Origin of the sequence: Tissierella sp. P1 (assembly GCF_002266425.1) — a bacterium.
Lineage (GTDB): Bacteria > Bacillota > Clostridia > Tissierellales > Tissierellaceae > Tissierella > Tissierella carlieri.
Genome location: NZ_NPMN01000012.1, coordinates 84,047 through 110,921, shown reverse-complemented (window position 1 = coordinate 110,921; position 26,875 = coordinate 84,047). Strand labels below are relative to the sequence as shown.

Below are 26,875 nucleotides of genomic sequence, written 5' to 3'. Positions count from 1 at the left end.
TACCATATTACGGTAATTTATCATTTCTATTACATCCATTATATTTTTTTATCAAAAGCAAATTTCCATAATATTCTTCTTTCTGACTATACTTTCTTTCTAATTCTATATCTATTATTTCACTATCATGAAAATAGCTAGTCCAGAGAAAATGTTTAATATACTTATTATTAGGGCAATTAATCTCGTTATTAATAATTACTCCATAGGCTGAGTTAAACACTATATCCCTATAAATTCTCCCTTAATTAATATTTCTATCATACCTTCAAAATAATTATATATTATCTCTATAGTTCCATCCTTCTCCAATGATTTAACTTTGCTTCTTGATATATGTAATATATTAGCGACTAATTTATCTATCCGAATTTTTAATTGCTGAGAATTACATACTGTAATATAATCTCCCTGTTTAAACTCCATATCATCTCCAATAATATAATAATCTACACTTTCCCAATCAATATCTGCTTTGTTCTTTAAAAATAATTGCTTATTCTTTCCACAGTCTAAAGCAAACTGTAAATCATTCATTAAAAATTTGTTATACTCAATCTTAGAAATGTCAGTCACCTTTATTCGTTCATAAATACTTAAATTATAAGTATGCTTACATTTTTCACATTGATAAATCAACCATATATCTAAATATTTTCCATTGGCATTTACTCTAAACTTCCTTGTATTTATATATGTTGCTTTACATCCACATCCAGAACAATTGCGAATGATTTTATATGAATCCTTTTGTATAATCTTATATTCAATTTTTCTTAAATAGCCCATTTTGCACTCCTTTGTTTATGAGAGATATTCAAAAGGCTATTACATTATATTGTTTATTTGCAATAGCCTTAACTATGCAAAATAAAAAGGTGTACCCATACTTTTTCCTCCTTAAATTTTGTTCTATTTCCAAAATCTATTTTAATTCCTTTTATGCTACGTTTCTACCTTAAACTCTTTTCATAAAAAAGAATAAGCCAATACACTTAAAGTGCATTGACTTATTATTCTCTAATTGTTTTTTTCATTTTAAGGATAATACGCTGTATACTCTTTTCAGATAAAAAGTATTTCTTAGCTAATTCCATAATTTTATGTCCTTGCTGATAATCAGCATATATTTGTTGATTTCGTGCATCTAATTCCCTACGAATATTGGTTCTCTCTCCCCATTCTCGTCTATTATTATCTTTTCTAGGAATGTATATATATTCTCCATCAACGTAATTATGAATTAATTCAATAATTTCTGCTGGCAGAATATCTTCTGCTCTCTTATAGCTCATTTTGCCCTCCTAAAATAATATTCTTTTAGGAATAGCAATGGCTATATGGCAAATTAAATTTTTCAATTAAATTGCAATAGCCAATGCTATGCAAAAATAACATATCTTCTCATAAAGCAATCCCCCTTCTTAAATTAGTATACTTTATGTGAACTTAAGATGCAACTGTCTACACTTTCATCTAATATAACTAAAATAACATAAAAAACGGCAAGATTTTACTCTTACCGTCCTCCTATTTTCTATTTAATTACCTGTATTAATTATGTTTTTTTATAACAGGTATCCATACTTCAAACTTTGCATCTTGCGGATCTGGTGATAGATATACTTCAATATCAGGTCCATTGGCATATTCATAGCCTGATGTAGGAAGCCATTCAGTTACAATTCTCTTTTCAAGTTCTTGTATAGAATATGGCATAGTACCTTCTCCATAAAAAATTGCCCAAGTTAATGCAGGAACAATATATTCTTCAAACTCTTTATCAATAGGCTTATCACTTGCAACAGCAATATAATACTTCCAATTTTCTTCTTCGTTACATGCACTTACTCCAAGTACACCCATGGGCTCAGAATTCATCATGGAAACAAGCTTTTCCACAGTTCCGTTCTCTGCTACCCTTTGCCACATTTGTGGAACAATCTCAAAGTTTTTCTCAATCTCCTTATATAAAGGTTGTGCTACTCCAATGATTCTAAAACTATCTCTCTGTTCAATTCTATAGTTCATCTCCACATCTCCCTTAATTATTATTTTGAAGCTAATTGGAGGGAATGCTTTGATTAATGCACCTTTTACTCTTGCCTGCGATGGTGTAATTCCATGTACGCTTTGAAAAGCACGGTTAAATGCAGTAGGAGAATTATATCCATATCTCAAAGCAATATCAATGACTTTATCATTACTATTTTGCAAATCGACAGCTGCCATTGTCATACGTCTACGACGAATATATTCTCCAAGAGGTACATTTGCTATATAAGAAAACATTCTTTGAAAATGAAATGTAGAGCAGCAAGCAATCTTTGCAATCTGTTCATAATTAACTTCATCTTCTAAATGTTCTTCAATGTAACTTATGGCACTATTTAATCGCTCTATCCATTCCATCCTCTTCTCTCCTTTACAATCAAGTATAATGTAACCGAACTATTTTTTCCTCTCTATTAATGCACAAATAAGAGAGCTAGAAAAAAACTTCACTTTGACAATCTTCATCTGATATTACGTTAATTTTTCTATCAATATTTTCTCCATTATTCTATCTACATTATTTTTATTCACTTTACCAGTTTCACTTTCCATCGCATTTGCAGTACCGCAAGCTGCTCCAACCTTTAACATGGTTTCAAAATCATAGTTTCTGTTTATAGCTACAGCAAATCCAGCAATCATAGAATCTCCTGAACCTATAGGATTTAATGCTCTAATACTAGGTATTATGACTTTATATACATCATCCTTGTGAACTGCCATAGCCCCCTCTTCCCCTAATGATACAACTACTATTTCAATATCCTCATTTGACAAATCTTTAGCTGCTCTAATTAATTGTTCATTAGAATCAATCTTTATACCAGTTAAATCCTCCAGCTCTTTTTTATTAGGCTTTACTAGATAGGGCCCCGCATCAATACCAAATCTTAAAGCCTCTCCGCTAGTATCTAATATAAATTTTTTATCCTTTTTCTTTGCAAGATTAATCATATCTCCATATATCTCCAATGGTACACCATAGGGTATACTTCCTGAGGCACAAATAATATCTGCTTTTTCTAATAATTTTTCATATAAATTTAGAAATTCAGCAATCTCATCTTCTGATATAGATGGTCCTCTTTCTAATATTTCCATTTGGTTTCCATCACTGCAAATAACAGCTAAACAAGATCTAGTTTCTTCATCAATTTTTATAAACCTATGTGAAATATCCATATTATTCAAGCCTTTATCTATATAATCTCCACTGCTTCCCCCTAAGAATCCAGTTGCTATTACCGGCTCATCTAGAGTCTTTATTACCTTTGTCACATTCAAACCCTTTCCGCCAATTGTATATTGATAATTATCCGTTCTAAAAATCTTCCCTTTTTCAATCTTATCTATATTGTATCTTCTATCAATGGAAGGATTTAAAGTAATTGTTAATATCACATATATTCCTCCTATCAACTACTTATACTCTATTTTCACTCCCACAAATCCTAATTTTATCCATAACTACCTTTTTTGCAGCACTTTTAGCGGGAGTTAAGTAATCTCGAGGATCGTTAGCAGTTGGATTTTGATTGAAATATCTCTTAATTTCTTCGGCAAAGGATATTTTAATTTCAGTAGCTATATTTACCTTGCATATACCATTTTTAACCACCTCAATTATATCTCCATCTCCTACTCCTGACGCTCCGTGAAGCACCAGGGGAATATCTATTATTTCATTAATTCTTTCTAGTCTATCAAAATCTAATTTAGGCTCTAACTTATATACTCCGTGGGCAGTACCTATAGCCACAGCTAGAGAATCTATAGCAGTCTTATCTGCAAATTCTAAAGCCATATTAGGATCTGTCAGCAAAGCATCTTTATCATCTATAATTCTATTATCCTCCTGTCCTCCAACTCTTCCTAATTCAGCCTCCACAGTAACCCTTTGCTTATGAGCGAATTCTACTATTCTTCTTGTAATATGAATATTTCTTTCAAAGCTTTCCATGGATGCATCTATCATAACAGATTTATATCCTGCATTGATGCATTTTTTTATGAAATCCTCATCTGAACAATGGTCTAAATGTAGTGCCACGGGAATATTCGTCTTTTTAGCCCCTGCTTTAAGTATTGACACCAGATATTCTAATCCGGCATAATTCACAGTTCCAGGAGTAGTCGCTATTATTACAGGTGATTTTAACTCCGTGGCTCCTTCTAATACAGCCTGTATAGTCTCTAAATTATGTATATTAAATGCTGGTACAGCATATTTATTTCTCTTTGCATCTAATAAAATTTCTTTAGTTGATATAATATCCATTGCTTCTTCCATCCTTTTAGTAAGATTAATGATCTATTTTTTTACTTTAATAATAATAAAATCATAAAATATCGATTATATATCAATATCTTATTTTCCATTTTATTTCTTCTTCCCTTAGAGCTTTAACAATTTTAAGATTATCTTCCCGTGTGAAAATTTTATAAGCATATAATGCAGCACCAGCTACAGGTGTTAATATTGGGTTTATCAATTCTATAATCATATTCAAGTTATCTAAATATGATTTTAATGGCTCTAATATATATATCCCTGAATTGAAAACTCCTCCTGAATAGGATACTAATACCTTTTCTTCTGATAAGAAATCCAGTTTTTCTATTAAAGCTTTAATTGTAAGATAATGTTCATAGGCTGATTGGGAAAATGCATCTATTGCAAATTTATCTCCTACCTCAGCAGCTTCATGTAGTATTATAGCTAGTTCTGCAATCTTGTCCCTTTTCATCTCATATGTAGTATAGATTAAATCTATTAAATCAAAATCATTTTTGATATTAAGTTTAGACTTAAATATATCATATAATTGTGTTTTTTCCAGTCTGCCATCAGCTTCCTTTGAGAATATCTCTATAGTCTTCTTTCCTAACCAATATGCAGAACCCTCATCACCGCAGAAATATCCCCATCCTCCAGCTCTATGCAATTTACCGTTTTTATTCATACCAAATCCTATTGCACCAGTACCCGCTACTATATTTATGCCTGGTTTACAGGCTAATGACCCTGCCCATGCTGCTACAGCGTCATTAGCACATTCAAAAGAATTCTGCTTAAAAATATCATTTATAATTAAATCCATTTTTTCTGCATCATCCAATATTTCTCCATAGCCCGGTATTCCTATAAAGGAATAATCAATTTGTGATATTGTAGTATCTGCTTTCCTACATACTTCATTTACACCGTCAATTATAATTTCCTTAAAGTTTTGTAAAGATGTCTGTTTATAATGACAAGTGGCCTTGGTAGTATGTCCCAAAATCTTTCCATTTTCATCTATAATTATAAACTCTGTTCTAGTTCCACCACCATCTATACCTAGAAATATCAAGAAAACTCCCCCTATCATTATAAATCTTGTCTATTAAAATTTGTTATAGTAATCTTTCATATCAACTACAGTTTTGTTTAATCTTGACTCCTCTGCTGCAAATGCCATTATATGACTCTCAACAGAAGCCTTAGCAGAGGTTAGAGCTTTACCTTTATTTGATTTAATCAATGATAGAAAATCCCCCATTATACCTGTATCTCCGCCACCATGACCTCCAGCTACTACTTGTGGGTTGATAACTCTTTTTTCATTAGATGCAAATAACTGTACTTCAATTTCGTTCATACTGTCATCACCACGAATTACACCTTTAGTACCCATTATTTTTATAGTTCTATGGACTTTATTTGTAAATGCTGATAAGTTAAAATTTACTGTGACTCCATTTTCAAATTCAAGTATAGTAGATTGATGATCCATAACATTATTGTCACATTCAAAAACACATCTGCCATAAGGCCTTCCTCCAAAGCTTTATCAATTGATTCCACAGTTTGAGTCTCTGTAATTACAGTTGTAGGCCATCCTCCTATATTCTTATAATATAATTTTTTTGCTGAATAAGGACATTCATTTTCAATTTTACAGCTAAGGCATCTACTCCCAGCCTCTTTAGGTTTTCTTTCTGATTTAAAATAGCTCAACTCACCAAATGAAGTAATTCTTGTGCAATTGCTTCCCACTAACCACAATAAAATGTCTAAGTCATGGCAGGATTTTTGTAATATTAAGGGGCTGGATAGCTCCGAATTCCTCCAGTTTCCTCTTACAAAGCTATGAGCAAAATGGAAGTATCCAATATTTTCATTATGTTGAATAGTCATCATATCCCCTATTTCTCCTTCTTCTATAATTGCTTTTAAGGTAGAATAAAAGGGGGTATATCGCAGTACATGACATATCATAAATACTTTGTTATTTTCTTCTGCCAATCTTCCTAACTCAATACATTCTGCCGGATTATTAGACATAGGCTTTTCCAATAAAATATGATAACCCTTTCTTAATGCCTGTGATGCAGGCTGAAAATGAGTGTTATCAGGAGTTGCAATGATTACAGCATCACAAAATTTATCCTTTGTCAGCAGCTCTTCCCATGTTTTAAATTCATTCTCAGGAAGTATATTATGTTTCTCACAAAACTCCTTTCGTTTCAAATCATTAGGCTCTGCAACAGCTATGAATTCAATGTTTTGCGGATATTTCAACCCATAATTTCCATAAACATCCTTTCCACGTTGTCCAGCTCCTATTAAAGCAACTCTTATTCTATCCATATTGACCCTCCTCAAATATATTGCAATTAACAATTAAGGAAGCGATCTGCAGTCACTAAAAAGATCCCAAAGACTGATCCTAACAAATGTTAATTGTTAACTGTTAATTATATTCATAGATATTTACACCCTTAACAACTCTATTAACTAATCCACTTGGACTAGGGTTATCAGGTTCTATCTTTGTTTTGATTGAAACCTTCAGAGCCAGTACCTGAGCAAATAATGCATACAGCAATGCTGCAAACTCATCATCATTAATATTATTTTTTTCCTTACTTAAATAAATATAATGATCTGATAATTCCTCAACCTCTTTTAGATAATTGTTTGAAATCGCAATGACTTTATGATCTCCTAAATCATGATATATTTCATTCAATAGATCTAAATCATATTTTCTTGAATATTCATCAAGTGATAAAAAGATAAATACTAAGGTCTTATCATTTAAAATTGATTTAGGACCATGTCTAAATCCTAAAATCGTTTCACTAAATGATGTTATTTGACCTCTAGTCAGCTCTAAAAGCTTCAGAGAACTTTCCTTCGATAAGCCATAAAAACTTCCAGACCCTAGATATACTACTCTTTCAAAATCATAATCTATTAATTTATTCAGCTTACTAAATTGATTTTTTAGAACATCATCACCTATTTCTACCATTTCCATGACCTGTTTCTTTTTTTCCTCGAAAGCTTTAATATTAAAAACCAATACCGCTGCAAGAGTCATACAAGAAAAACTACTAGTCATTGCAAATCCCTTATCATTAGATTCTTCAGGCATCATGAGCAGTAGTACATTTTCTTTATTCTGAGCTATTTCAGCTAATTTTCCATCTTTGTTACAGGTAATGAAAACATGGTTGACATCACCTATTAATTTATTAGCCAAATCATATACTGCAATACTTTCAGGACTATTTCCAGATCTTGCAAAGGAGACCAACAAGATAGGAATATTCTTCTTGAAATAGGTCTCTGGATTAACTACGATATCAGTACTAGGTATTGATTCAAAAATATAAGTTTTGCCTTTATTCAATTGAGACGAAACAATATCACCTATATAAGCAGAAGTACCTGCCCCTGTAAAAATAACTCTAATATTTTCCTTAATTAAATTTTCGGTAATGAATTTATCAATCTTTTCTCTCTGAAACTCAACAATCTTTAATGTCTCTAACCAAAGTTCTGGCTGCCTAAATATCTCTGTAGCTGTATTAATTCCCTTTAATTCTTTCCAATCATGAACGCTAGGTCCAAACATTTTATCACCCTCCTAATCTTTTTTAATAGTGGTATTGTAGTGTCATCATGTTGTCATTACCACTATTTTTAAAAATTTATTTTTCCAGCAATATAGAATATTTAAATTTATCTCCTCTTGCAATACTTCTTGTATATTCAACTACATCTTCATTATCATAGGTTGTCCTCTCTATCATCATACTAGGTAATCCAGAAGAATATTTAAGCAGTTCTGCTTCATCTGCTCTAGTAAGAACTGATCGAAAGACCTCTTCTGCTGATGTGATGGATATGTTGTACATCTTTGCAAATATATCATACATAGGATTTTCTTCCAATAGTTCTTGAGTTAAACCTGAAAACTTAGTGTAAGGTACATAGCTGATTTCTAACATCATTGGCTCATTATCTGCAAGCCTAAGTCTAGTGAATACATATATTTTTTCACCAATATTTAGATTCATCTTTTTACTTAGCTTCTCACTGCAACTAATAATCTGGAAATCTAGAACCTTAGATGATGGTATCTTACCAGCTTTTTTCATCTCTTCTGTAAAACTATAAAACTTTAATAAATTTTGTTTAAACATCTTAGGTGAAACAAAAGTACCTTTACCATGAAGCTTGTAAATATAACCTTCTTTTTCTAACTCCTGAATAGCTTGTCTAACTGTAGAACGACTTATATCATAAATATCACATAGCTCTCTTTCAGATGGCAATTGATCATTTTCTCTAAGATTACCTTCTTCAATCATATTTATAATAATATCCATGAGCTGAAAATATAAAGGCATTTTATTTTGTTTATCTATAATTTTCATATATATTACCACCCTATTTATAATAGTGGTTCGTACCACTTAAATCTAGTCTATATTATTTTGTAAAAATTGTCAATTACATAAATTATATATTACAGATTTCCCAATCTTTGCTATTTTAACTTTTCTACGATAAAATCTGTATCTAAAAAAAACGCTTGTCTTTTATCCTTATCTTCTATGTCTTCAAATCCTAACTGATAAACCGTTGGATTAGTGTTAGATTTTACAGTTAGTAGTTTATGTTTTGAATCATAGGAACAAATATATCTAGTATAAGTAGTATAATTATACTTTTCGTTTCTAACAAATCCATTTGGCATAGTCATTGCAGCATTATATTATAAGAATATGAAAGTGCCTCTTTTGAACTATTGGGCTTAACATTCATTTTAGTTAGATAAAATGCTTTAATAAACCTAGAAATAGGGTCATAACCTCCTGGCAAATTTTTAGCAGAGTTAAAATCTACAAGATTGTCTAAATCTAAAATTTGCTTCAGTCTTCTAACATGAGATTCAAAGCCTGGTGAATTGGTCATTACATCATATGGATTCTCATAATATATCAATTCCCCTTTTCTAGGTTCAATAATAATGCACCTTTTAGTAGAATCGGCAAACATAAAATGAAAATCTGGTGATATTACATTTTCCCCCATATGATCTTTAGTAGACATATGAATATTTGGTAAATCCTCAATTAATTCCTTTACAGATTTGTAGTTTGTAAGCGCATATGTCAAGTAATTTAGACTAGAAATATTAATCTTTTCTGATTTACTTTGATTAGCATAAAGATTGAACCCTGAAAAAGCATTGGTAATTCCCATTAATCCATGCTCATTTATACCGTCTTTCAATGGATCTCGATTTTCAAAACATATACCTAATGTCTTATACTTTGAATACAAAGGCTTCCCCATTAAATCATTACAAAATTCATACTTTTTTGGCAAATAAATTACATTGTAATTTAAAGGAACTTCATAATCCATTGTCCTACCCATAACACAACCATCTTCATAATTTATTTTTATACCTGTACACATATTATCCCTCTTTTATCATAATGTAAGTGAACTGTTTCTTCCTCTATATTAACACACAAATAAAAGAATTATTACAAAATTATCAATAACCTAATTACAAAAACGGAGAATTAATTCTCCGTTTTTATCATTATTTTATTCAACTATTCCAAGAGTTCCTTCACCTTGGCATTCATCATCTAATTTTATTACTCTTTTTTGCCATCCATTTCCTCTATATATCCAGTAACCATATAAGCAAACAATAAGGTTACTAAAGCTCATAGAGAACCATATACCTGAAGATCCCCAGTTTGTAAGATGTTTAAATATCAATATCATTGGAAGTCTCACAAACCAAAGTCTGCCTACTTCCATGGCCATGGAATATTTAGTATTTCCAGAACCTTGGAATAATCCTTGTAATACGCTAAATATTCCCATTAACGGCATAGATAATGATATATAAAATAAATAGGTCAAACTTAGTTCTATAACAGAAGGATCATCCTTTGACTGCATAAAGAAATTGATAATAGGGTTATCAAATACTATTAACAGTATACATCCCACAGATCCTATGATGATAGTAAGTTTCAAAGCCTTGTGAAATGCTTCCTTTACTCTATCTATCTGATTTGCACCCATATTTTGCCCCACTATTGCAGTCAGTGCAGATCCTAATCCCATAGCTGGCTGCATTACTAATGAGGTTATTCTGTTAACCATAGCATATGCTGCTATAGTAGCTGTTCCATAAGAACCAATAAATCCATTTAGTACTATAAAGCCTAAGGATGCTCCTGATTGCCCAATTGTAGAAGGTAAACCTACTGTAACTATTTCTTTAATTATTTCTCCATTAAATTTAAATCCTCTAAAGTTTGGTCTAATTTTATTCTTCTCACTAAATAACATCATAAATCCAACTACAGCTAAAATGGCTCTAGATATTAATGTAGCCCATGCTGCTCCTGCTATACCCATATCAAAAGTAAAAATAAATATAGGGTCTAAGATTACATTTATAATTGCAGAAATACCACTAAGTACAGTAGGAGTTATTGTATCTCCCTGTGCATTCATCATGGAGTTGATATTAAAGAATAGAAACATAAAAGGCATATCTAGAAATGTAATTCTCAAGTAAATATTTCCTAGTTCAGCTAAATCACCAGTAGCACCCATTAATCTGATAATTGTTGGGCTTATGATATATCCCATAATTGTAAACACTATTGAGGCTAATAATGTAACTGCCATTAGTTGGTAGAATATTCTTTTGCTTCTTTTATTTTATCTCCACCTATTAGCTGGGATAAAAGTGAAGTACCTGCTATAGATAAGCCAATTCCTAATGATATAAATAGGAAGTTTACTGGCCATACAAAAGCTGTGGCTGCAAAATGAACTGAAGATATCATGCTTACATATAATCCATCTACTAGATTGTATAATGTCTGGATAAGACTATTAATCATAATTGGTATAGAGAGTGTAATAAGTACTTTATATATACTTCCCTTTAATATCATTTCTGTTTTATTTTGTTTATTCATATTCTACCACCTTATTATATATTTCGGGTCACTAAACATAAATCTATTATATCATTTTATATGAAAAAGAGAAGTAGTAAAATTAAAATATGCAAAAATAATATAAGTTAGACGTCATCTGTCTAACTTATATTACCATGTGTCATAAAATTTTAAATACCCGAAACTTATAAAATATCTTGCTAAAATATTTTAAGAGGAAGGAGTCCTTATGGGGAAAGGATTTCCTTGTGAATCTATTGAGTACTCAAATTGAGTTTGCTCACTTAATTAATTGTTGTTTATCGGCTACCCTAACCCTTATGGTTTTCACTAACATGAATCCTAATAGGATAATACCTACATAGCCGTTTATTACATATATTATATTTACTAATCTATCAAATGGAACTTTTAAACCAATAAATACACCGATTGCAGCCAATACTACTGTTAGCATTCTAAATTTATTGGTCTTTTCTTCTGAAAATCTGGCAACAACTTGCCATAAAAGTGGAACTGCTGTTGTATATATACCAGCTACCACTATAAATGAAAATATTATAGCTAATGTTGAATTTATATTTCCAGCTAATATTAATGATGGTACCATTGAGCCAGCTAATTGTTCAATATTTGCAAGGATACCTAGAGTAATGATTGCCAATGCTACACTAAATCCTACAGCACCAAAGGTCACTCCAAGAACAGATTCTTTTCTGCTCTTACTAGATGCACCCATGGATGTCATAAATCCAGCCAGCCATAGCATACAAAACCCTACATACGAAGCCGCCGCATAAAACCAATTAGAGGATGCCTTCAATAAATTAAGCTGTGGTATTATTTCATTTGCTGAAGCTAATCCCTGTGGATTTTTTACTATAGCAGATATTCCTAGAATAATTGTTAGGAAAATTATAGCTGGTCCTATTTTCCCTATTACATCTACTATCTTTCCTAAGCCAAATATTACTGTTCCTGCTGCTAATATTCCCATCATTATTCCTCCAACAAATGTTGGAAGTCCATATTGCTGATTTACAGTTGCACCTGCTCCTCCTATCATAACTATAAATGACATATATATAAAAGCAATAGAAAAATAATCATAAAAACTTCCAATTATATTCCCACAATAATATTTATATACATCACTTCCCTTAGGAAATTTATGTTTTTGGCCTACAGTTACAAAATCAATACCCACATAAAGGAATAATAAAAACACTACTACTACTCCTAATATTCCTAGATAACCATAGGAACTAAAATATTGTAGTACCTCCTGCCCTGTTGCAAATCCTGAGCCTATTAAAAATGCAATAAATGCGCCTGCGTACGTCATAACTCTTCCCCAGCTTATTTGCTGTTTTTCCATAATTACCATCTCCTATCATTGTTAATAGTAACTTACTTGGTTTATCTTAGGAAAAAGGGGCTAAATACAGCCCCTTTATTAATTTAATAATGGAAATTCTCATTAAAACTGAGTTACTTCAGTTATTTCTGTACTTAGTGCTTTTAGAGCCCTTTCAACCATTTTCTTTCTTAATTTGTATTCTTCTTCCTTTGGAAGATTTGGATTTCCAACTGGATAAGGAATTGCAATGGTTGGAACAATTCTATTAGCTCCGACCGATTCAGAGATTGTAGTTATAGTAGACATATGAACTATTGGTATACCATATCTTTCGATTTCTTTTACCATTGTTGCACCGCAACGTGTACAGGTGCCTCAGGTTGATGTTAGTATAACTCCATCTACTCCTGCTTCTTTTAACTCTTTTCCTATTTCAGTACCAAATTTTATAGCATTTCCAACAGATGTTCCTGTACCTGTAGTAGTATAGAAATACTGAAACACATTACCTATAATGCCTTCTTTTTGATATTCTTTTAGCATATCAAGTGGTGCTACTCTATCTGGAATCTCATTAGCATATACAGGATCAAATCCACCATGAATTGTACAATATTCTCCAGTTAACGCATCTCTTCCACTTACATCATATTTGCCCCATTTTTGAGCACTAGCTGATTGAATTCTATCTGGATTACCGTGTGGAACCATACCGCCACTAGTTACTAGAGCAATTGTTGCCTTACTTAAATCTTTAATAGCTGATGCTGGTTCTACCTTATCAAATACTGGCATTGGTAATTCTGTTTCAAAAGGTTCACTATTTAAACGAGCTAGCAGCATCTCTACTGCTCTTTGAGAACCTCTTTTATCTGAGAAAACAAGTAAGTCTCTTACCTTGGGAGATATATCCTTCTTCCTCTGGAAGACCTATTTCTTCATTTTTCATTAATTTAGTTGTTAATTTAGCCATTACAGGTAGTGCACTACGCATACCAGCAGCTGAATCTGTTACATTTACTACTAAAGCCTTAGATCTACACACATCTAGACCTGGATTTTCTATATACATACCTGTAACTACAGGAATTCCTAACTCATCTATTACAGCATTAGCAACTCCAGCACAAGCCATTCCATATCTCCCTGCATTAAAGGCCGGTCCTGCCACAACCATATCTGGATTTTGTTCTTTTATTACTTTCATTATATATTCTAATGCTTCTTCTTTATTTTCATTAAAGTAGTTATCACCACAAATTAATGTTCCAATCACTTCTCCTTCTTCTCCAAGAAGACTATTAAATCCTAATGCTGGTCCAATATTTTCGTTCTTAAAAATTGGCGCCATTCCGGCCTTTTCTTCTCCACCTATTTGACCAAAGAATTGATTAACATAATATAATACTTTGAATTTCATATTTCCTCCTCCTTTCCAAGCTAATTAATATAATTTAACCGTACAGTTGTGATATCCAATTTCTGAAGTTGCTCCTATTACTGCATTTAACTCACATTTCAAACTTCCATCAGCCTCCAAACATCCTTCCCATCCTCCGGCTAAAGTTGCTATTGCCTTGTCACTTCCGATTACCTTATCTGCTGGTGGTAATGTAACTACATGGCTAACATTTCCTGTAGATACTACTGCTACTGCTTCTTTTGCTGTATCTGCTAATGGTTGGCTCATTCCATCCCAGCCTGAGCATTCATCAGTTATTAATACTGTCTTTATACCTGCATCTTCTAATCTCTTACAAATCATTAATAAGTCAGAGTCTGGATTACCATAACCTTCTTCAGATATAATAACTCCATCTGCTCCTAAGCCCTTACATAATTTTGCTGTGTAATCACAGGTTCTAAATTTACCTTCAAGTGTAGTCAATTCTGGTGTAAGTATTACACCTAGGAAGTTTATAGTTTTTCCATGCTGTGCATATAAATCAAGGATTGCTGAATTATTTTGATGTTGATAAGTAGTTATCTTATCACATGCTGCAACACAGTTACCACTGATTACTGCTCCATCTAATTCCTCGTTTGGATGTAGAAGGGTTGGTAATATCAATTGACTATTCACACCATAGATATATCCATCATGTAATAATCCTTGAGAGATAAGCATTTCTACATAAGCCACCTTTGGTAGGTCTGAATATTTTTTGGATTCTTCAGCATGGCTTCCCATTTCATATACTAATACCTCATCTGGTTCTACATTTCTTCCAGCTTCTCCTACAAACTCAGCAGCTTTTAATCCTGCCAATCTAACGGTTGTTTCGTGAACATGTGGAGCTAATCCTTCCACAGGTATAATATCAACTACTAGGTTGAAAGTCTGTGAAAATGGAGTCCATTTTGCTCCTTCACCCCACATATCAATTACACCCTCTTGGAACCCTACAATATCACCAACTGTTACTATAGCTGCACCATAAAGTACATTTACTTTTCCATCACCTAATTGAGCCATTTTTGTAGATACTCCTGGGAAACCATTTCCATCTCCCTCGATTTTCACTCTAGCTCAATAACGTCTTTTACTGGAATAATTCTTACCTTTTCTCCAGGTCTCGCCACATCAAGCTTAACATCTTTAATTCTGTCATCTTCTTTAAGCTTATTGATCAATTCCTCTTTGTTTACTGTTAGAACTCCATTTTTTACAGTTGTTTCATTTCCTAACTGGATGTCTTTAATATGGATTCTTCTAAGTTCAAGTTTCAAGGAAAGTCACCTCCATTTTATTTGTAATTTTTAATTATAAATCCTTTTAAATTCTTCTAATGATGACTTTAAAAGTTCACTGTCAATTAAAGCATAATCTTCACCATTTACCATATCTGGTTTCCTGATGTTCATATGTTTTTTATAGTTTTCTATGCTGTTTTCAATGGTTTCTATATAAATATCATTTATTTTTTGTGACTTCTCACCAATTATGATTGAACGATATGGAGAGAAAAACATTCTACTACTTGCTCCTAGAGGATGATTAATAAGTTCGAAACCTGTATGAACTAAATCCCTGACTTTAAATAACACATCTTCAAAGCTACCTTCAATAAAGGTTACTTCTTCATAATTGTTTTTTACAGTCGGATTATTAGTCACAATTTGATAATTTATCTTACTTGTCATAAGTTTCCCTCCTCCCATATCATCATAGAAATCTTATTGTTTTCTAGATCCATTGTTAAAATTTTGTAAATTCATCTCTCATAGCTTTAACTTCTTCAATAATTGAATCAACATCCAGAACCATTTCCATCATACCAATTTGCTCATCATATACATCAGCATTTACTGATTCTTTGAACTCTGGCTCTACTGCATGATACACTTTAAGTCCCAACGGAACTCCTGCTAATGGACCTGCAAAAGTTGGGTCTCCTGCCGTAACCGTTTCAGCTGCTAATCCTGCTGATTCAGCTTCTGCACCACCAATTAATACGATCATGTTTTCTGCACCGTATTTTTCAGTTAAATCTTTAACCCTTTTTTGATTCTCTAAGTCCATTGCACCTGCAGCCGTTCAGACAAAACATTCTGTTGCTGAAAATACTACTTCTGCAGGAGTGGTCTTTATACATTCTTCCATAGCTGGTCCTGGTATACCATCTCTGTCTCCAATAATGATAACTTTTGAGTTTTCATTAAAAATTGACATTTTTTCCACTTCCTTTCTTTGTTAATTCAGTTTGTTAAATGTTTTTCATTTGTTTCTTAAATACATTCTATATGTTTTTGTTTTGTATTTCAAGTGTATTTTAATAAAATTATTAAGAAAGTTTCAAAAAACATCAAAAGCCCTAATTTCAGATGACTCAAATCATCTAAAATTAGGGCTTTTAAAAATTTTTTATAACATTTCTTTTTTTATCTTGAGAACAAATTCATCTATATGCTCTCTTGCATATTTTTCTGCTTTGTCGGAATCCTTCTCCTTTATTCCCTCTAATACCTTTCCTAAAGTATGACTAAAGAGATCAATACTATCAAAATACTGCTCACAATAATGCCATAATCTTTCTGTATGATAATGCAAGGATGTTAATATATCCTGTAACCATGGGTTTCCACAGGATGAGAATATAATATTATGAAATCGCTCATCATCATTAATAGCATTTTGGTAATCTTTGCTTATATCATAATTCTTGAGCCTAGATATTATTTCTTCCAACTCAATAAGTTTGTCATCACTTATTCTTTCAACAGCAAGTCTAGCTGCAAATGGATCTAACTCCCTTGTAACTTCAAAAATATATTTCATCTGCTTAAAATCAATAGGAGTAACTTGAGCACCGAATCTAGGAACAATATTTAGAAGTTTATCTCCATGTAATAGCTGAAATACCCTTCTAATAGGTGTTCTGCTAATATTAAATTCCTCCGCTACATCTACCTCATTTAAAACTTGACCTGGTTCATACTCAAGATGTATAATTCTATTTTTTAATATTTCATATATATTATCTGTGTCTAATTTACTATCACTCATAGTCATACTCCTTACTTAAAGTTATTATTAAGTATTATTATATTTGTTATAGAGAAAATAAGCAAATAAAAAAAATTAATAACTAAAAAGAGGGCTATTTGCCCTCTTTTTAGTTATTCCTTAAGTCATACTATAGCAATAAGCATACTGTACCTATCCTAACTTCTTCACTACATTTTTAAGCATCTTTCTTATTGGAAGATTATAAGGACATCTACCTTCACAAAGCCCACACTCTACACAATGTACTGCTCTTCTTTCCATTGCATCATATCTTGACTTCGCCCATTCTTTCAAATTATATCTAGTATAATAGCCTTCCATTAAAAATTGTACTGGTATATCTATATTTTGAGGGCAAGGTAAACAATATCCACATCTCCTACAAAACTGAGAACCTAATGAATTTGCTTCTTCAAATAACTTTTTCTCTTCTTCATCTGTTAATTTCCTTTTATCAATACCTACTAGTGCATTAGAGCTTACTTGTTCTAATGTATCCATTCCAGGAATAGCAACAGATATATTAGGATTGTCCGCTATAAATCTAAGGGACAATTCTCCATTAGTAATGGCACCTCCTGCCAATGGTTTCATAACTATTACTCCAATATTCATTTCCTTAGCTTTTTTAAATACTTCCTCCGCCTGACGTTCAACAGGATTATATGGACATTGTATAGTTGCAAATTCTCCTGTCTCTATAGCCTTATCTAAAATTTCCGGACTATGAGATGTTATACCTATCTCTTTTATTATACCCTTTTCCTTTGCTTCTTTTAGAGCCTTAAGGGCTTCATTTTCACTCAAAATAAAATCTAATTCTTCAAGACTCCTAACATTATGAAACTGATATAAATCTATATAATTAGTTCTAAGATCTTTTAAACTAATACTTAATTCTTGAAGCATTCCATCATAATCTCTTTTCATGGACTTTGTAGCTAGGACAAATTTATCTCTACCCACTTTTTCTAATGCTTCACCTATTAAACTTTCAGATTCATTATATCCCCTTGCGGTATCTATAAAGTTTATACCTCTATTGCATGATTCTTCGATAAGCTTAACTGCCATTTCATTGTCTACTCTTTGTATTGGAATTCCTCCGAATCCAATTACAGATACTTCAAGATTAGTTCTTCCTAGTATTCTTCTTTCCACTACGGTCCCCCCTTATAGAACCCTTGCTTCACCTTTATATATAAGACCTGTTGTACTGTCTACTGTAATTATTTCCCCATCTTCTAATATAGTTGTGGCATCCTGTGCACCTACTATAGTTGGTTTATTAAGATTCAATCCTACAATAGCAGCATGAGATGTAAGTCCTCCTTGTTCTGTTATAATAGCTGAAGCTTTTTCCATAAATTTTACCATTTCTCTATCAGTATCTTTACTAACTATAACATCCCCATCTCTAAATTTTTTCATCAATTCTTCCCCATTATTTGCAATACAAACTCTACCTAATGTGGAATCTTTACCAATTCCCATTCCCTTCAATAGTACCTTACCTATGGTGTGTACCTTTATAAGATTAGTAGATCCAGAAGTACCTACAGGAATTCCTGCTGTTATAACAACTAAATCTCCTTCTTTTATATATCCTTTATCTACTGCTGATTGAATAGATAATTCTATTACATCATCTGTGGAATTGCTATAAGGTGATAGCACTGGGTAAACACCCCATACTAAAGATAATCTCCTCATAACAGATTCTGTGGTTGTTGCAGCTATTATAGGTGATTTTGGTCTAAATTTAGATATAGCTTTAGATGTATAACCTGATGACGTTGCTGTAATTATGGCAGATGCGCCTAAATCCATAGCTGTAGTACAGGTAGCCTTTCCTATAGCATTAGTTGTAGACACTTCCGTTATAGCAACCTTGGATTTTAATATCTCACCATAATCTAATGACTCCTCAGTTCTTATGGCAATATTATACATGGTCTTTACTGATTCAATAGGATATTTGCCAGCTGCTGTTTCTCCAGATAACATGATAGCACTACTTCCATCAAGAATAGCATTTGCAACATCTGTTACTTCAGCTCTTGTAGGTCTTGGATTTCTCATCATAGAATCTAACATTTGAGTAGCCGTAATTACAGGTTTTCCTACTAGATTCGATTTCTTAATCAGTTCTTTTTGTACAAGAGGCATCTCTTCTGTTTGTATCTCTACACCCAAATCACCCCTAGCCACCATTATTCCATCAGATGCAGCAAGTATTTCATCAATATTATCTACACCTTCTTGGTTCTCTATCTTTGAAATTATTTCTATAAAATCCGCATTATTCTCTTCTAATATCTTTCTTATTTCTATAACATCAGATGCCTTTCTAACAAAGGAAGCAGCAATGAAATCAATTCCATTTTCAATACCAAATAATATATCATCTATATCCTTTTTAGTAATTGCCGGTAAATTGATTTTCACATTAGGTACATTTACACCTTTATGATTCTTTAATGTACCATTATTTAATGCTATACATTTTATATCCGTACCATCTATTATCTCTAATACTTTCAGTTCCACTAATCCATCATCTATTAAAATTCTGCTTTCTTTCTCGATATCATTAGGCAGTCCTACATAAGAAACAGACACAATACTTTTATCTCCTACTATATCTCTAGTAGTTAAAGTAAATATGTCTCCTTCTTCTATTTCTATAGTCCCATCCTTAAAATCTCCTAGTCTTATTTCTGGTCCCTTTGTATCTAGCATGATCCCTATAGGCATATTCAGTTCTTCTCTAACTTTTTTTATGTTATCTATTCTTCTTTTATGTTCTTCGTGGCTCCCATGGGAAAAGTTGAGTCTACATACATTTAACCCATTTACAAATAACTCTTTAAGAACATTTTCAGACTCTGATGCTGGCCCTATGGTGCATACTATCTTTGTTTTTTTCATCTATTCTTCCTCCCTTAACCTAGTCTTTTATGTTTTAGTTTTAAATATTATATGGATAATATCTTTGCAGTATTATACATTTCAGTGTCAAATTCTTTCTTTATTTCCAAGGCCTCATTAATATCTATGTCTATTATCTGATTACATTTGATACCCAACGCTCTCCCTGTTTTTCCTTCCTTTAGCAAATCTATTGCCTTAATCCCCATTTTACTAGCTACAATCCTATCATAGGAGGTAGGACTTCCACCTCTTTGAATATATCCTAGAATTGTAACTCGAGTATCTATTCCTGTTTTCTCTTCAATGGACTTAGATACATCATAGGCATTACCTACTCCTTCTGCTAGGACAATTATATGATGTAATTTCCCTCTATTTTTACCTTGAATTGCCTTTTTGCATACTTCATCTATATTAAACTCTACCTCTGGTACTATTATACTTTCAGCCCCACCTGCAAGACCTGCATATAATGCAATATCACCACAGTGTCTGCCCATTACTTCAATAACATTAGCCCTTCCATGGGATGTAGAGGTATCTCTAATTTTAGATATGGCATCTACTACAGTTTCTACAGCTGTAAAAAAGCCAATGGTGAAATCTGAAAATCCACAATCATTATCAATCGTACACGGTATACCAATCGTTGGTATACCTGCATTTGATAGTTCTTTAGCACCTTTAAGAGTTCCATCTCCACCTAATACTACCAGTCCATCTATACCAAATACTTTCAACACATTTAATGCCTTTTTAAAGCCTTCCTTAGTCTTAAATTCATCAGACCTAGCAGATCTAAGCATAGTTCCACCCCTATGTATTATATCTGCAACAGATGAGAGATTCATGTCATCTATATCACCATTTATCAAACCACTATATCCTTGTCTTATTCCCATCACTCTGAAATCATTAAATATTCCTGCTCTAACTACGGCTCTTATAGCAGCATTCATACCTGGGGCATCTCCGCCACTAGTTAATACTCCTATAGTCTTCATAAAATTCCCCCTTATTTAAAAACTAAATTATTCCCAATTCTATCATGGCTTCTTGAATGTCTTCTGCCTCAAACTCTGGAGCTAATATTTCATAAAGTTCTTCCTCTCCTTCTTGAGCAAAGTATTTTATTTTCACAAGAAAACCTTCTGCCTTAAGTTTTCGTTCTACTTCATGTGCATTATTTAATCCTGTAGCCATATAAACAGCCGTCCACATATAAAAGCACTCCTTTATAAAATTCACAATTCACAGTTTATACCCAGTGGGCACTTGCCCAGTTTACAATTAAAAAACTTAAGAAATTTTTACTGATTCTTCACCGAGTAATTTTTTCAACTCGATTATTACGTTCTGTTCTCCTATATCAATCCATAGTGTTCTGTCTGCTACAACAGTTTTCTTCTCTTTTTCTAAATATAAATATACTGGTGTATCTCCACTATATTTTTTTAGAGTATCCTTAATTCTATTAAAAGTGTCAGTTGAGCTATTCGAAGATATCTTTAAGTATATCTTCCCCTTTTTATACATATTTAGCTCAGAAATTCTCTCAACTATTATTTTAGGTTCTTCTACTTCAGAAGTGCTAACTTTACCCTCTATAACAACTAATCCATCTTCTTTTAAAAGTTTATTATATCTTTCAAAAGTAGTTGGAAATACTATACACTCAATGGTTCCATATAGATCTTCAAGTGTAATAAATGCCATCATATTATTGTTTTTAGTTATCATATTCTTCTTTTCAATAATTATACCACCAATGACGACCCTTTCTCCATCCCTTAGTCCATCTAAATCTCCGCCCATTTCTTCTTCACTGTTTCTTAAATCAAAAGTAGTCATAGTAGAAACCCTTTCAATTTCAGATTTATAAGGTTCTAAAGGATGTCCTGATATATATATGCCTACCATTTCCTTTTCCATTGTAAGCAACATATTCTGTGGAAATTCTTTTAAATCAGGCAGATGATCTTTTGAAATATTTTCATCTATTGTATCAAATATTGAAAATTGTCCCTCTATATTTCTCTTTCTATCAGCGTGAATTCCATCTATTGTTTTTTCAAATATGGATAGTAATTGTGCTCTATTTGCTCCTAAACTGTCCATTGCCCCGCATTTAATTAGGGATTCAACTGCCCTTTTATTCATTACAGATGAATCTACCTTTTCTATCCTTTCAATAAAATCTGTAAATCCTTTAAATCTTCCTGATTCTCTAGCTTTGACGATCGCCTTTATAAAGTTCTCACCTACATTTTTTACTGCTGAAAGCCCAAATCTAATTTTATTTTGTGAGACAGTAAATTTATTGTAGGATTCATTTATATCTGGTGACAATATATCTATTCCAAGTCTTTTACATTCTTGTATATAAAGTGATACTTGGTTAGTATTTCCCATGACAGAAGAAATAAGAGCCGCCATAAACTCCACTGGATAATAATATTTTAAATATGCAGTTCTATATGCCACTACTGCATATGCAGCTGAATGTGCTTTAGGAAACGCATATTTAGCAAAATCAATCATTAAATCATATATTTTATTTGCGGCTTTCTCATCTATACCATTTCTTATTGCACCATTTATGATTACTTCTCCATTTTCATCAGTTTCCCCATATACAAATCGTTTTCTTTCCTTTTCCATCACATCCATCTTCTTTTTACTCATAGCACGTCTTACTAAATCTGCACCTCCAATAGTAAAACCACCTATATCTCTTACAATCTTCATTACTTGTTCCTGATATACAATACAACCATAAGTCATATCTAATATGGGTATAAGTCTTGAATGCAAATATTCAATTTTTGAAAAATCATGTTTACAGGCAACAAACTGTGGAATCTGATTCATCGGTCCAGGTCTAAATAGAGCATTGGCAGCTATAAGGTTTTCAAATACATTTGGTCTTAGTTCCCTAAGAAATGCCCTCATTCCAGGAGACTCAAACTGAAATATCCCTAATGTCTCAGCCTTAGCAAACATTTCAAGTACCAATGGATCTTCATAACTTATTTCATTGAAATCAATCTTAATCTTATGATTTTCTTTTATTAAATTGACCGCATCTCTTATTACAGTTAAAGTTCTAAGCCCTAAAAAATCCATCTTTAATAGACCAAGCTCTTCTAACTCTATCATATTGAACTGTGTCGTTATTGCATCCCCATTTCTCAATAAAGGTACATAATTTGTCACAGGCTCCTTTGATATAACTACCCCTGCTGCATGGGTAGATGTATGTCTGGGCAATCCTTCTACAGCTTTTGCTAGGTCTATAAGGTTTTCGACTTCTTCATCATCCTCATAGGTATCCCTTAAAACCTTATTTACTTCCAAGGCTTTAGATATGGTCATACCTAGTTCCATAGGAATCTGCTTTGCGATATAATCTACTTGTCCGTAGGGCATGTTTATAGCTCTCCCTACATCTCTTATAGCGCCACGAGCTGCCATAGTACCGAAGGTAACTATTTGTGCCACATGGTCTATTCCATATTTATCTATAACATATTGAATAACTTCTTCCCGTCTTTCATAACAGAAATCTATATCTATATCTGGCATAGATACTCTTTCTGGATTTAAAAATCTTTCAAATATCAGTCCATACTCTAAGGGGTCTATATCTATAATCTTAAGAGCGTAAGAAATAATACTTCCAGCAGAAGAACCCCTGCCTGGACCTACCATTATGTCATTATCCTTAGCAAATTTTATAAAATCCCATACAATAAGAAAATAGTCTGTATATCCCATTTGTGTTATAACATTAAACTCATACTCAAATCTATCTTTTACTTCTGGAGTAATTTCTTTATATCTTTCTTGTAAGCCTTCAAAACATAGTTTCATTAGATATTCTATATTTGTATATCCATCTGGCACCTTATATTCTGGTAAATGCAGTGTATCAAAGTCTAGTTCTACATTACATCTATGGCTAATCTTTACAGTATTTTCTAAAGCCTCTAAATGATTGCTGAAAACATTTTTCATTTCTTCTGGAGATTTAAGATAAAATTCATTTGTAGGGAATTTCATTCTATCTTCTTCATCTACTGTTCTAGCCGTTTGAATGCATAGTAACACATCATGAACTACTGCGTCTTCCTTTTTTAGATAATGGACATCATTGGTAGCTACTAAAGGTATATCTGTTTCTTGAGATATCCTTATTAATTCTCTATTAACCATTCTTTGCTCTTCAAGGCCATAATCTTGAAGCTCTATGAAAAAATTATTTTCTCCAAATATATCCTTATATGTTAAAGCAATTTCCTTTGCCTTTTCTACATTATTATTGAGTATATGCTGTGATATTTCTCCACCTAAGCATGCAGATAGTGCTATGATTCCTTTACTATATTTCCTAAGAATACTATGGTCTACCCTTGGTTTATAATAGAAACCATTCACATATCCCTCAGACACTATTTTCATCAAGTTTTGATATCCTTCATTAGTTTCTGCAAGAAGTACTAAATGATATTGATTTTTATCCTTTGGTTCTCTATCTGTATATTTATCCATCGCTATATAGACTTCAGAGCCTAAGATTGGTTTAATACCTTTCTTCTTAGCCTCTTTATAAAATTGAATAACACCAAACATAGAGCCGTGGTCAGTTATAGCAATGGATTCCATACCTAGCTCCTTTACTCTAGTCATTAAATTTTTTATTTTAATAGATCCATCTAACAGACTATATTCTGTATGGACGTGTAAGTGAACAAACTTATTTTCATAACTCATAAAATATCCCTCTCTATTGTCTATCTCATAGATATATTCTATCATAAAACAAAAGATTTCCCTATATATAAGGAAATCTTTTTGTTATTATTTGTTTAATTGTCGTTTGTTAATTGCTTATCTATGTCCTAGCTTATCAATTACATTTTCTATTAAGGATAAATCTATGACTCTAAAATCATCTAATACTCTTTCAGTCCAATCTGGAGTAGGTTTATTTGACTGAAATTTCTTTGCTGTCTCTATACTTTCTTCAACTATTAATATGCCTTGTTGGTCTAGACTTCCTTTTTCCTTGGAAATCATAATAGTTTTATAAGGTGTTTCATTTGGTTTTATGCTGCCTGATAATGGATGAGTAAGTAATTGATGCCCTTCATGAATTTTATCTCTTAAGAATTCTAGGATTTGTATGTAATTACAGTCCTCCTTATAAAGCATCTCCATTTTATCCTTATATTTTTCATATACATATGGGTTATTTGTTACTATTATACTAGACATTTCTTCTATCTCCTCTCAATCTATCTGCAAGTTCTTCTATTTTTTTAAATCTATGATTTACTCCTGATTTTCCAACTGATGGATTAAGCATCATACCAAGTTCCTTTAGGCTTGCATCGCTATATTCCAATCTAAGCTCTGCTACCTCTCTCAAATTATCAGGTAATCTTTCTAAACCAATGGTATTTTCAATATATTTAATATTTTCCACCTGTCTCATGGAAGCATCTATAGTTTTACTTAAATTTGCAGTTTCACAGTTCACTATTCTATTAATATTATTTCTTACATTTTTTAAAACTCGGATATCTTCAAGCTTTAAGAGTGCTTGATGAGCTCCTATAATATTTAATAGATCTACTATTTGCTCACCCTCTTTGATATATACTACATAATTTTCCTTCCTAGTTACTATTTTTGAATTTAATCCAAAGGAATTGATTACATTAGATAAGTCTACAGCATGTTCCTCGTTGCTCGTTACAAATTCTAAATGATAGGTTTTTTCTGGATTGCTAATAGAACCTCCGCCTAGAAAAGCTCCTCTAATATAAGCGCGCTTACAGCATCTATTTTTTATTAGTTCCTCTGGAATCATGAAATTGGGATTAAAAAAACTTGATTCTCCTCTAATAAATCCTACATCCTCTAATATCTTTTTTGATATATCCTTATTATTAATCACTATTAAGTAATTATTATTTTTTTTAAGTTGTTTATTTCTTCTGACCATAACTTCTACATCAGTATCGTAGATAGTTTTTAATAATGAAAATATTCTTCTAGCAATAGCTGCATTTTCAGTAGTGAATTTTAAGTTTATCTTCTTCATTCCTGATATTTGTATAGTTCCATTCATCCTAACAAGAGCTGCAAGTTCTGCTATAGAGCAACAACTATCAGCTAAAGGTATTCTTGACAATTCATTTTTAGTCGTTGCCGAAAATGACATCAAATCACCCCATTATCTCTATTTACAACATCTTTAATCCTTTGATAATCATATCTTTTTCATCTTGATATCTTACTAAATCTTTAGCCTTATCTATATGAACAAATAAAGCATCAATAAACCCTTCTTTTTTTTGAGGAGTACAATCCATACTGTTGGTTTTCATTAGATACCAATGAACGGTTTTATAAACCATTTCATCTTCCTTTAGATTTTTATATTTATAATGGACCATGCCTATATATCTAACTACCTCAGCCTTTACGCCAGATTCTTCTAATACTTCTCTTAAGGCAGCATCCTTTATACTCTCATTTTTTTCTACTCTACCTTTAGGTAATACCCAATCTCCATTAAATTTCTTTAATAGCAATATGGTATTGCCAAATATCACAACACCTCCAGAACTTACTTCTTCAATCATTGAAACCAACTCCCAATATATTAATTAGATTATTCCCTAAAAACATACTAATTTAATTATACTATATTATTCCTAGATTTG

At 32.1% G+C, this 26,875-nt stretch carries 24 protein-coding genes and 3 pseudogenes; all 27 read right to left on the bottom strand.

Features of this window, described 5'->3' with window-relative positions:
• Positions 1-222: 222 nt before the first annotated feature.
• Positions 223-789 carry a DUF1062 domain-containing protein gene (locus CIW83_RS10585; RefSeq protein WP_094900974.1) on the bottom strand — a complete coding sequence of 189 codons (567 nt, stop codon included), beginning with the start codon at positions 787-789 and terminating at the stop codon, positions 223-225.
• A gap of 224 nt (positions 790-1,013) precedes the next feature.
• Complete coding sequence (locus CIW83_RS10580; RefSeq protein ID WP_094900972.1) at positions 1,014-1,295, bottom strand: CD3324 family protein; 282 nt, start codon at positions 1,293-1,295, stop codon at positions 1,014-1,016.
• A 259-nt stretch (positions 1,296-1,554) separates the two neighbouring features.
• The gene (locus CIW83_RS10575; protein WP_094900970.1) at positions 1,555-2,412 is read right to left on the bottom strand and encodes an AraC family transcriptional regulator; all 858 of its coding nucleotides are present in this window, start codon (positions 2,410-2,412) and stop codon (positions 1,555-1,557) included.
• Positions 2,413-2,526: 114 nt separating this feature from the next.
• Positions 2,527-3,456 carry a 1-phosphofructokinase gene (gene pfkB / locus CIW83_RS10570; RefSeq protein ID WP_094900968.1) on the bottom strand — a complete coding sequence of 310 codons (930 nt, stop codon included), beginning with the start codon at positions 3,454-3,456 and terminating at the stop codon, positions 2,527-2,529.
• Positions 3,457-3,478: 22 nt separating this feature from the next.
• On the bottom strand, positions 3,479-4,333 hold the full coding sequence (gene gatY / locus CIW83_RS10565) for a tagatose-bisphosphate aldolase subunit GatY (protein ID WP_094900966.1): 855 nt from the start codon (positions 4,331-4,333) through the stop codon (positions 3,479-3,481).
• Between the two features lie 82 nt (positions 4,334-4,415).
• The gene (locus CIW83_RS10560; RefSeq protein WP_094900964.1) at positions 4,416-5,408 is read right to left on the bottom strand and encodes an N-acetylglucosamine kinase; all 993 of its coding nucleotides are present in this window, start codon (positions 5,406-5,408) and stop codon (positions 4,416-4,418) included.
• 33 nt (positions 5,409-5,441) lie between these two features.
• Positions 5,442-5,831: a hypothetical protein gene (locus CIW83_RS22900; RefSeq protein WP_201259796.1), complete on the bottom strand. Its 390-nt coding sequence runs from the start codon at positions 5,829-5,831 to the stop codon at positions 5,442-5,444.
• Entirely contained in the window at positions 5,783-6,688 is a 906-nt protein-coding gene (locus CIW83_RS10555; RefSeq protein ID WP_201259795.1) for a Gfo/Idh/MocA family protein, read from the bottom strand. The genes CIW83_RS22900 and CIW83_RS10555 overlap by 49 nt, the downstream gene beginning before the upstream one ends.
• A gap of 103 nt (positions 6,689-6,791) precedes the next feature.
• On the bottom strand, positions 6,792-7,961 hold the full coding sequence (locus CIW83_RS10550) for an SIS domain-containing protein (RefSeq protein WP_094900962.1): 1,170 nt from the start codon (positions 7,959-7,961) through the stop codon (positions 6,792-6,794).
• A gap of 76 nt (positions 7,962-8,037) precedes the next feature.
• Positions 8,038-8,766, bottom strand: coding sequence for a GntR family transcriptional regulator (locus CIW83_RS10545; protein WP_094900960.1), 729 nt, complete (start codon positions 8,764-8,766; stop codon positions 8,038-8,040).
• Between the two features lie 113 nt (positions 8,767-8,879).
• The gene (locus CIW83_RS10540) at positions 8,880-9,089 is read right to left on the bottom strand and encodes a hypothetical protein (protein ID WP_143598548.1); all 210 of its coding nucleotides are present in this window, start codon (positions 9,087-9,089) and stop codon (positions 8,880-8,882) included.
• A gap of 2 nt (positions 9,090-9,091) precedes the next feature.
• Complete coding sequence (locus CIW83_RS10535) at positions 9,092-9,817, bottom strand: linear amide C-N hydrolase (RefSeq protein ID WP_094900956.1); 726 nt, start codon at positions 9,815-9,817, stop codon at positions 9,092-9,094.
• Between the two features lie 135 nt (positions 9,818-9,952).
• Positions 9,953-11,277 (bottom strand): annotated as a pseudogene (locus CIW83_RS10530) (MATE family efflux transporter).
• Between the two features lie 340 nt (positions 11,278-11,617).
• Entirely contained in the window at positions 11,618-12,715 is a 1,098-nt protein-coding gene (locus CIW83_RS10525; protein ID WP_094900954.1) for a hypothetical protein, read from the bottom strand.
• 102 nt (positions 12,716-12,817) lie between these two features.
• Positions 12,818-14,117: pseudogene (locus CIW83_RS23690) on the bottom strand (glycine/betaine/sarcosine/D-proline family reductase selenoprotein B).
• Between the two features lie 24 nt (positions 14,118-14,141).
• Positions 14,142-15,427, bottom strand: a pseudogene (locus CIW83_RS10515) (glycine/sarcosine/betaine reductase component B subunit).
• Between the two features lie 30 nt (positions 15,428-15,457).
• Positions 15,458-15,841: a GrdX family protein gene (locus CIW83_RS10510; RefSeq protein WP_094900952.1), complete on the bottom strand. Its 384-nt coding sequence runs from the start codon at positions 15,839-15,841 to the stop codon at positions 15,458-15,460.
• Between the two features lie 55 nt (positions 15,842-15,896).
• Positions 15,897-16,370 carry a glycine/sarcosine/betaine reductase complex selenoprotein A gene (grdA, locus tag CIW83_RS10505; protein ID WP_094900950.1) on the bottom strand — a complete coding sequence of 158 codons (474 nt, stop codon included), beginning with the start codon at positions 16,368-16,370 and terminating at the stop codon, positions 15,897-15,899.
• A 192-nt stretch (positions 16,371-16,562) separates the two neighbouring features.
• Positions 16,563-17,204 carry a GntR family transcriptional regulator gene (locus CIW83_RS10500; protein WP_094900949.1) on the bottom strand — a complete coding sequence of 214 codons (642 nt, stop codon included), beginning with the start codon at positions 17,202-17,204 and terminating at the stop codon, positions 16,563-16,565.
• 153 nt (positions 17,205-17,357) lie between these two features.
• Positions 17,358-18,368 carry an aldo/keto reductase gene (locus CIW83_RS10495; RefSeq protein ID WP_094900948.1) on the bottom strand — a complete coding sequence of 337 codons (1,011 nt, stop codon included), beginning with the start codon at positions 18,366-18,368 and terminating at the stop codon, positions 17,358-17,360.
• A gap of 12 nt (positions 18,369-18,380) precedes the next feature.
• Positions 18,381-20,138, bottom strand: coding sequence for a pyruvate kinase (gene pyk / locus CIW83_RS10490; protein ID WP_094900946.1), 1,758 nt, complete (start codon positions 20,136-20,138; stop codon positions 18,381-18,383).
• Between the two features lie 47 nt (positions 20,139-20,185).
• Positions 20,186-21,145: a 6-phosphofructokinase gene (pfkA, locus tag CIW83_RS10485; RefSeq protein WP_094900944.1), complete on the bottom strand. Its 960-nt coding sequence runs from the start codon at positions 21,143-21,145 to the stop codon at positions 20,186-20,188.
• 22 nt (positions 21,146-21,167) lie between these two features.
• Complete coding sequence (locus tag CIW83_RS10480) at positions 21,168-21,362, bottom strand: hypothetical protein (protein ID WP_094900942.1); 195 nt, start codon at positions 21,360-21,362, stop codon at positions 21,168-21,170.
• A gap of 78 nt (positions 21,363-21,440) precedes the next feature.
• Positions 21,441-24,914, bottom strand: coding sequence for a DNA polymerase III subunit alpha (locus CIW83_RS10475; RefSeq protein ID WP_094901014.1), 3,474 nt, complete (start codon positions 24,912-24,914; stop codon positions 21,441-21,443).
• Positions 24,915-25,031: 117 nt separating this feature from the next.
• Entirely contained in the window at positions 25,032-25,418 is a 387-nt protein-coding gene (locus tag CIW83_RS10470) for a GrdX family protein (protein ID WP_094900940.1), read from the bottom strand.
• Positions 25,411-26,370: a DNA-binding protein WhiA gene (gene whiA, locus CIW83_RS10465; protein ID WP_094900938.1), complete on the bottom strand. Its 960-nt coding sequence runs from the start codon at positions 26,368-26,370 to the stop codon at positions 25,411-25,413. The genes CIW83_RS10470 and whiA overlap by 8 nt, the downstream gene beginning before the upstream one ends.
• A gap of 22 nt (positions 26,371-26,392) precedes the next feature.
• Entirely contained in the window at positions 26,393-26,794 is a 402-nt protein-coding gene (locus CIW83_RS10460) for an NUDIX hydrolase (protein ID WP_094900936.1), read from the bottom strand.
• Positions 26,795-26,875: the final 81 nt, after the last annotated feature.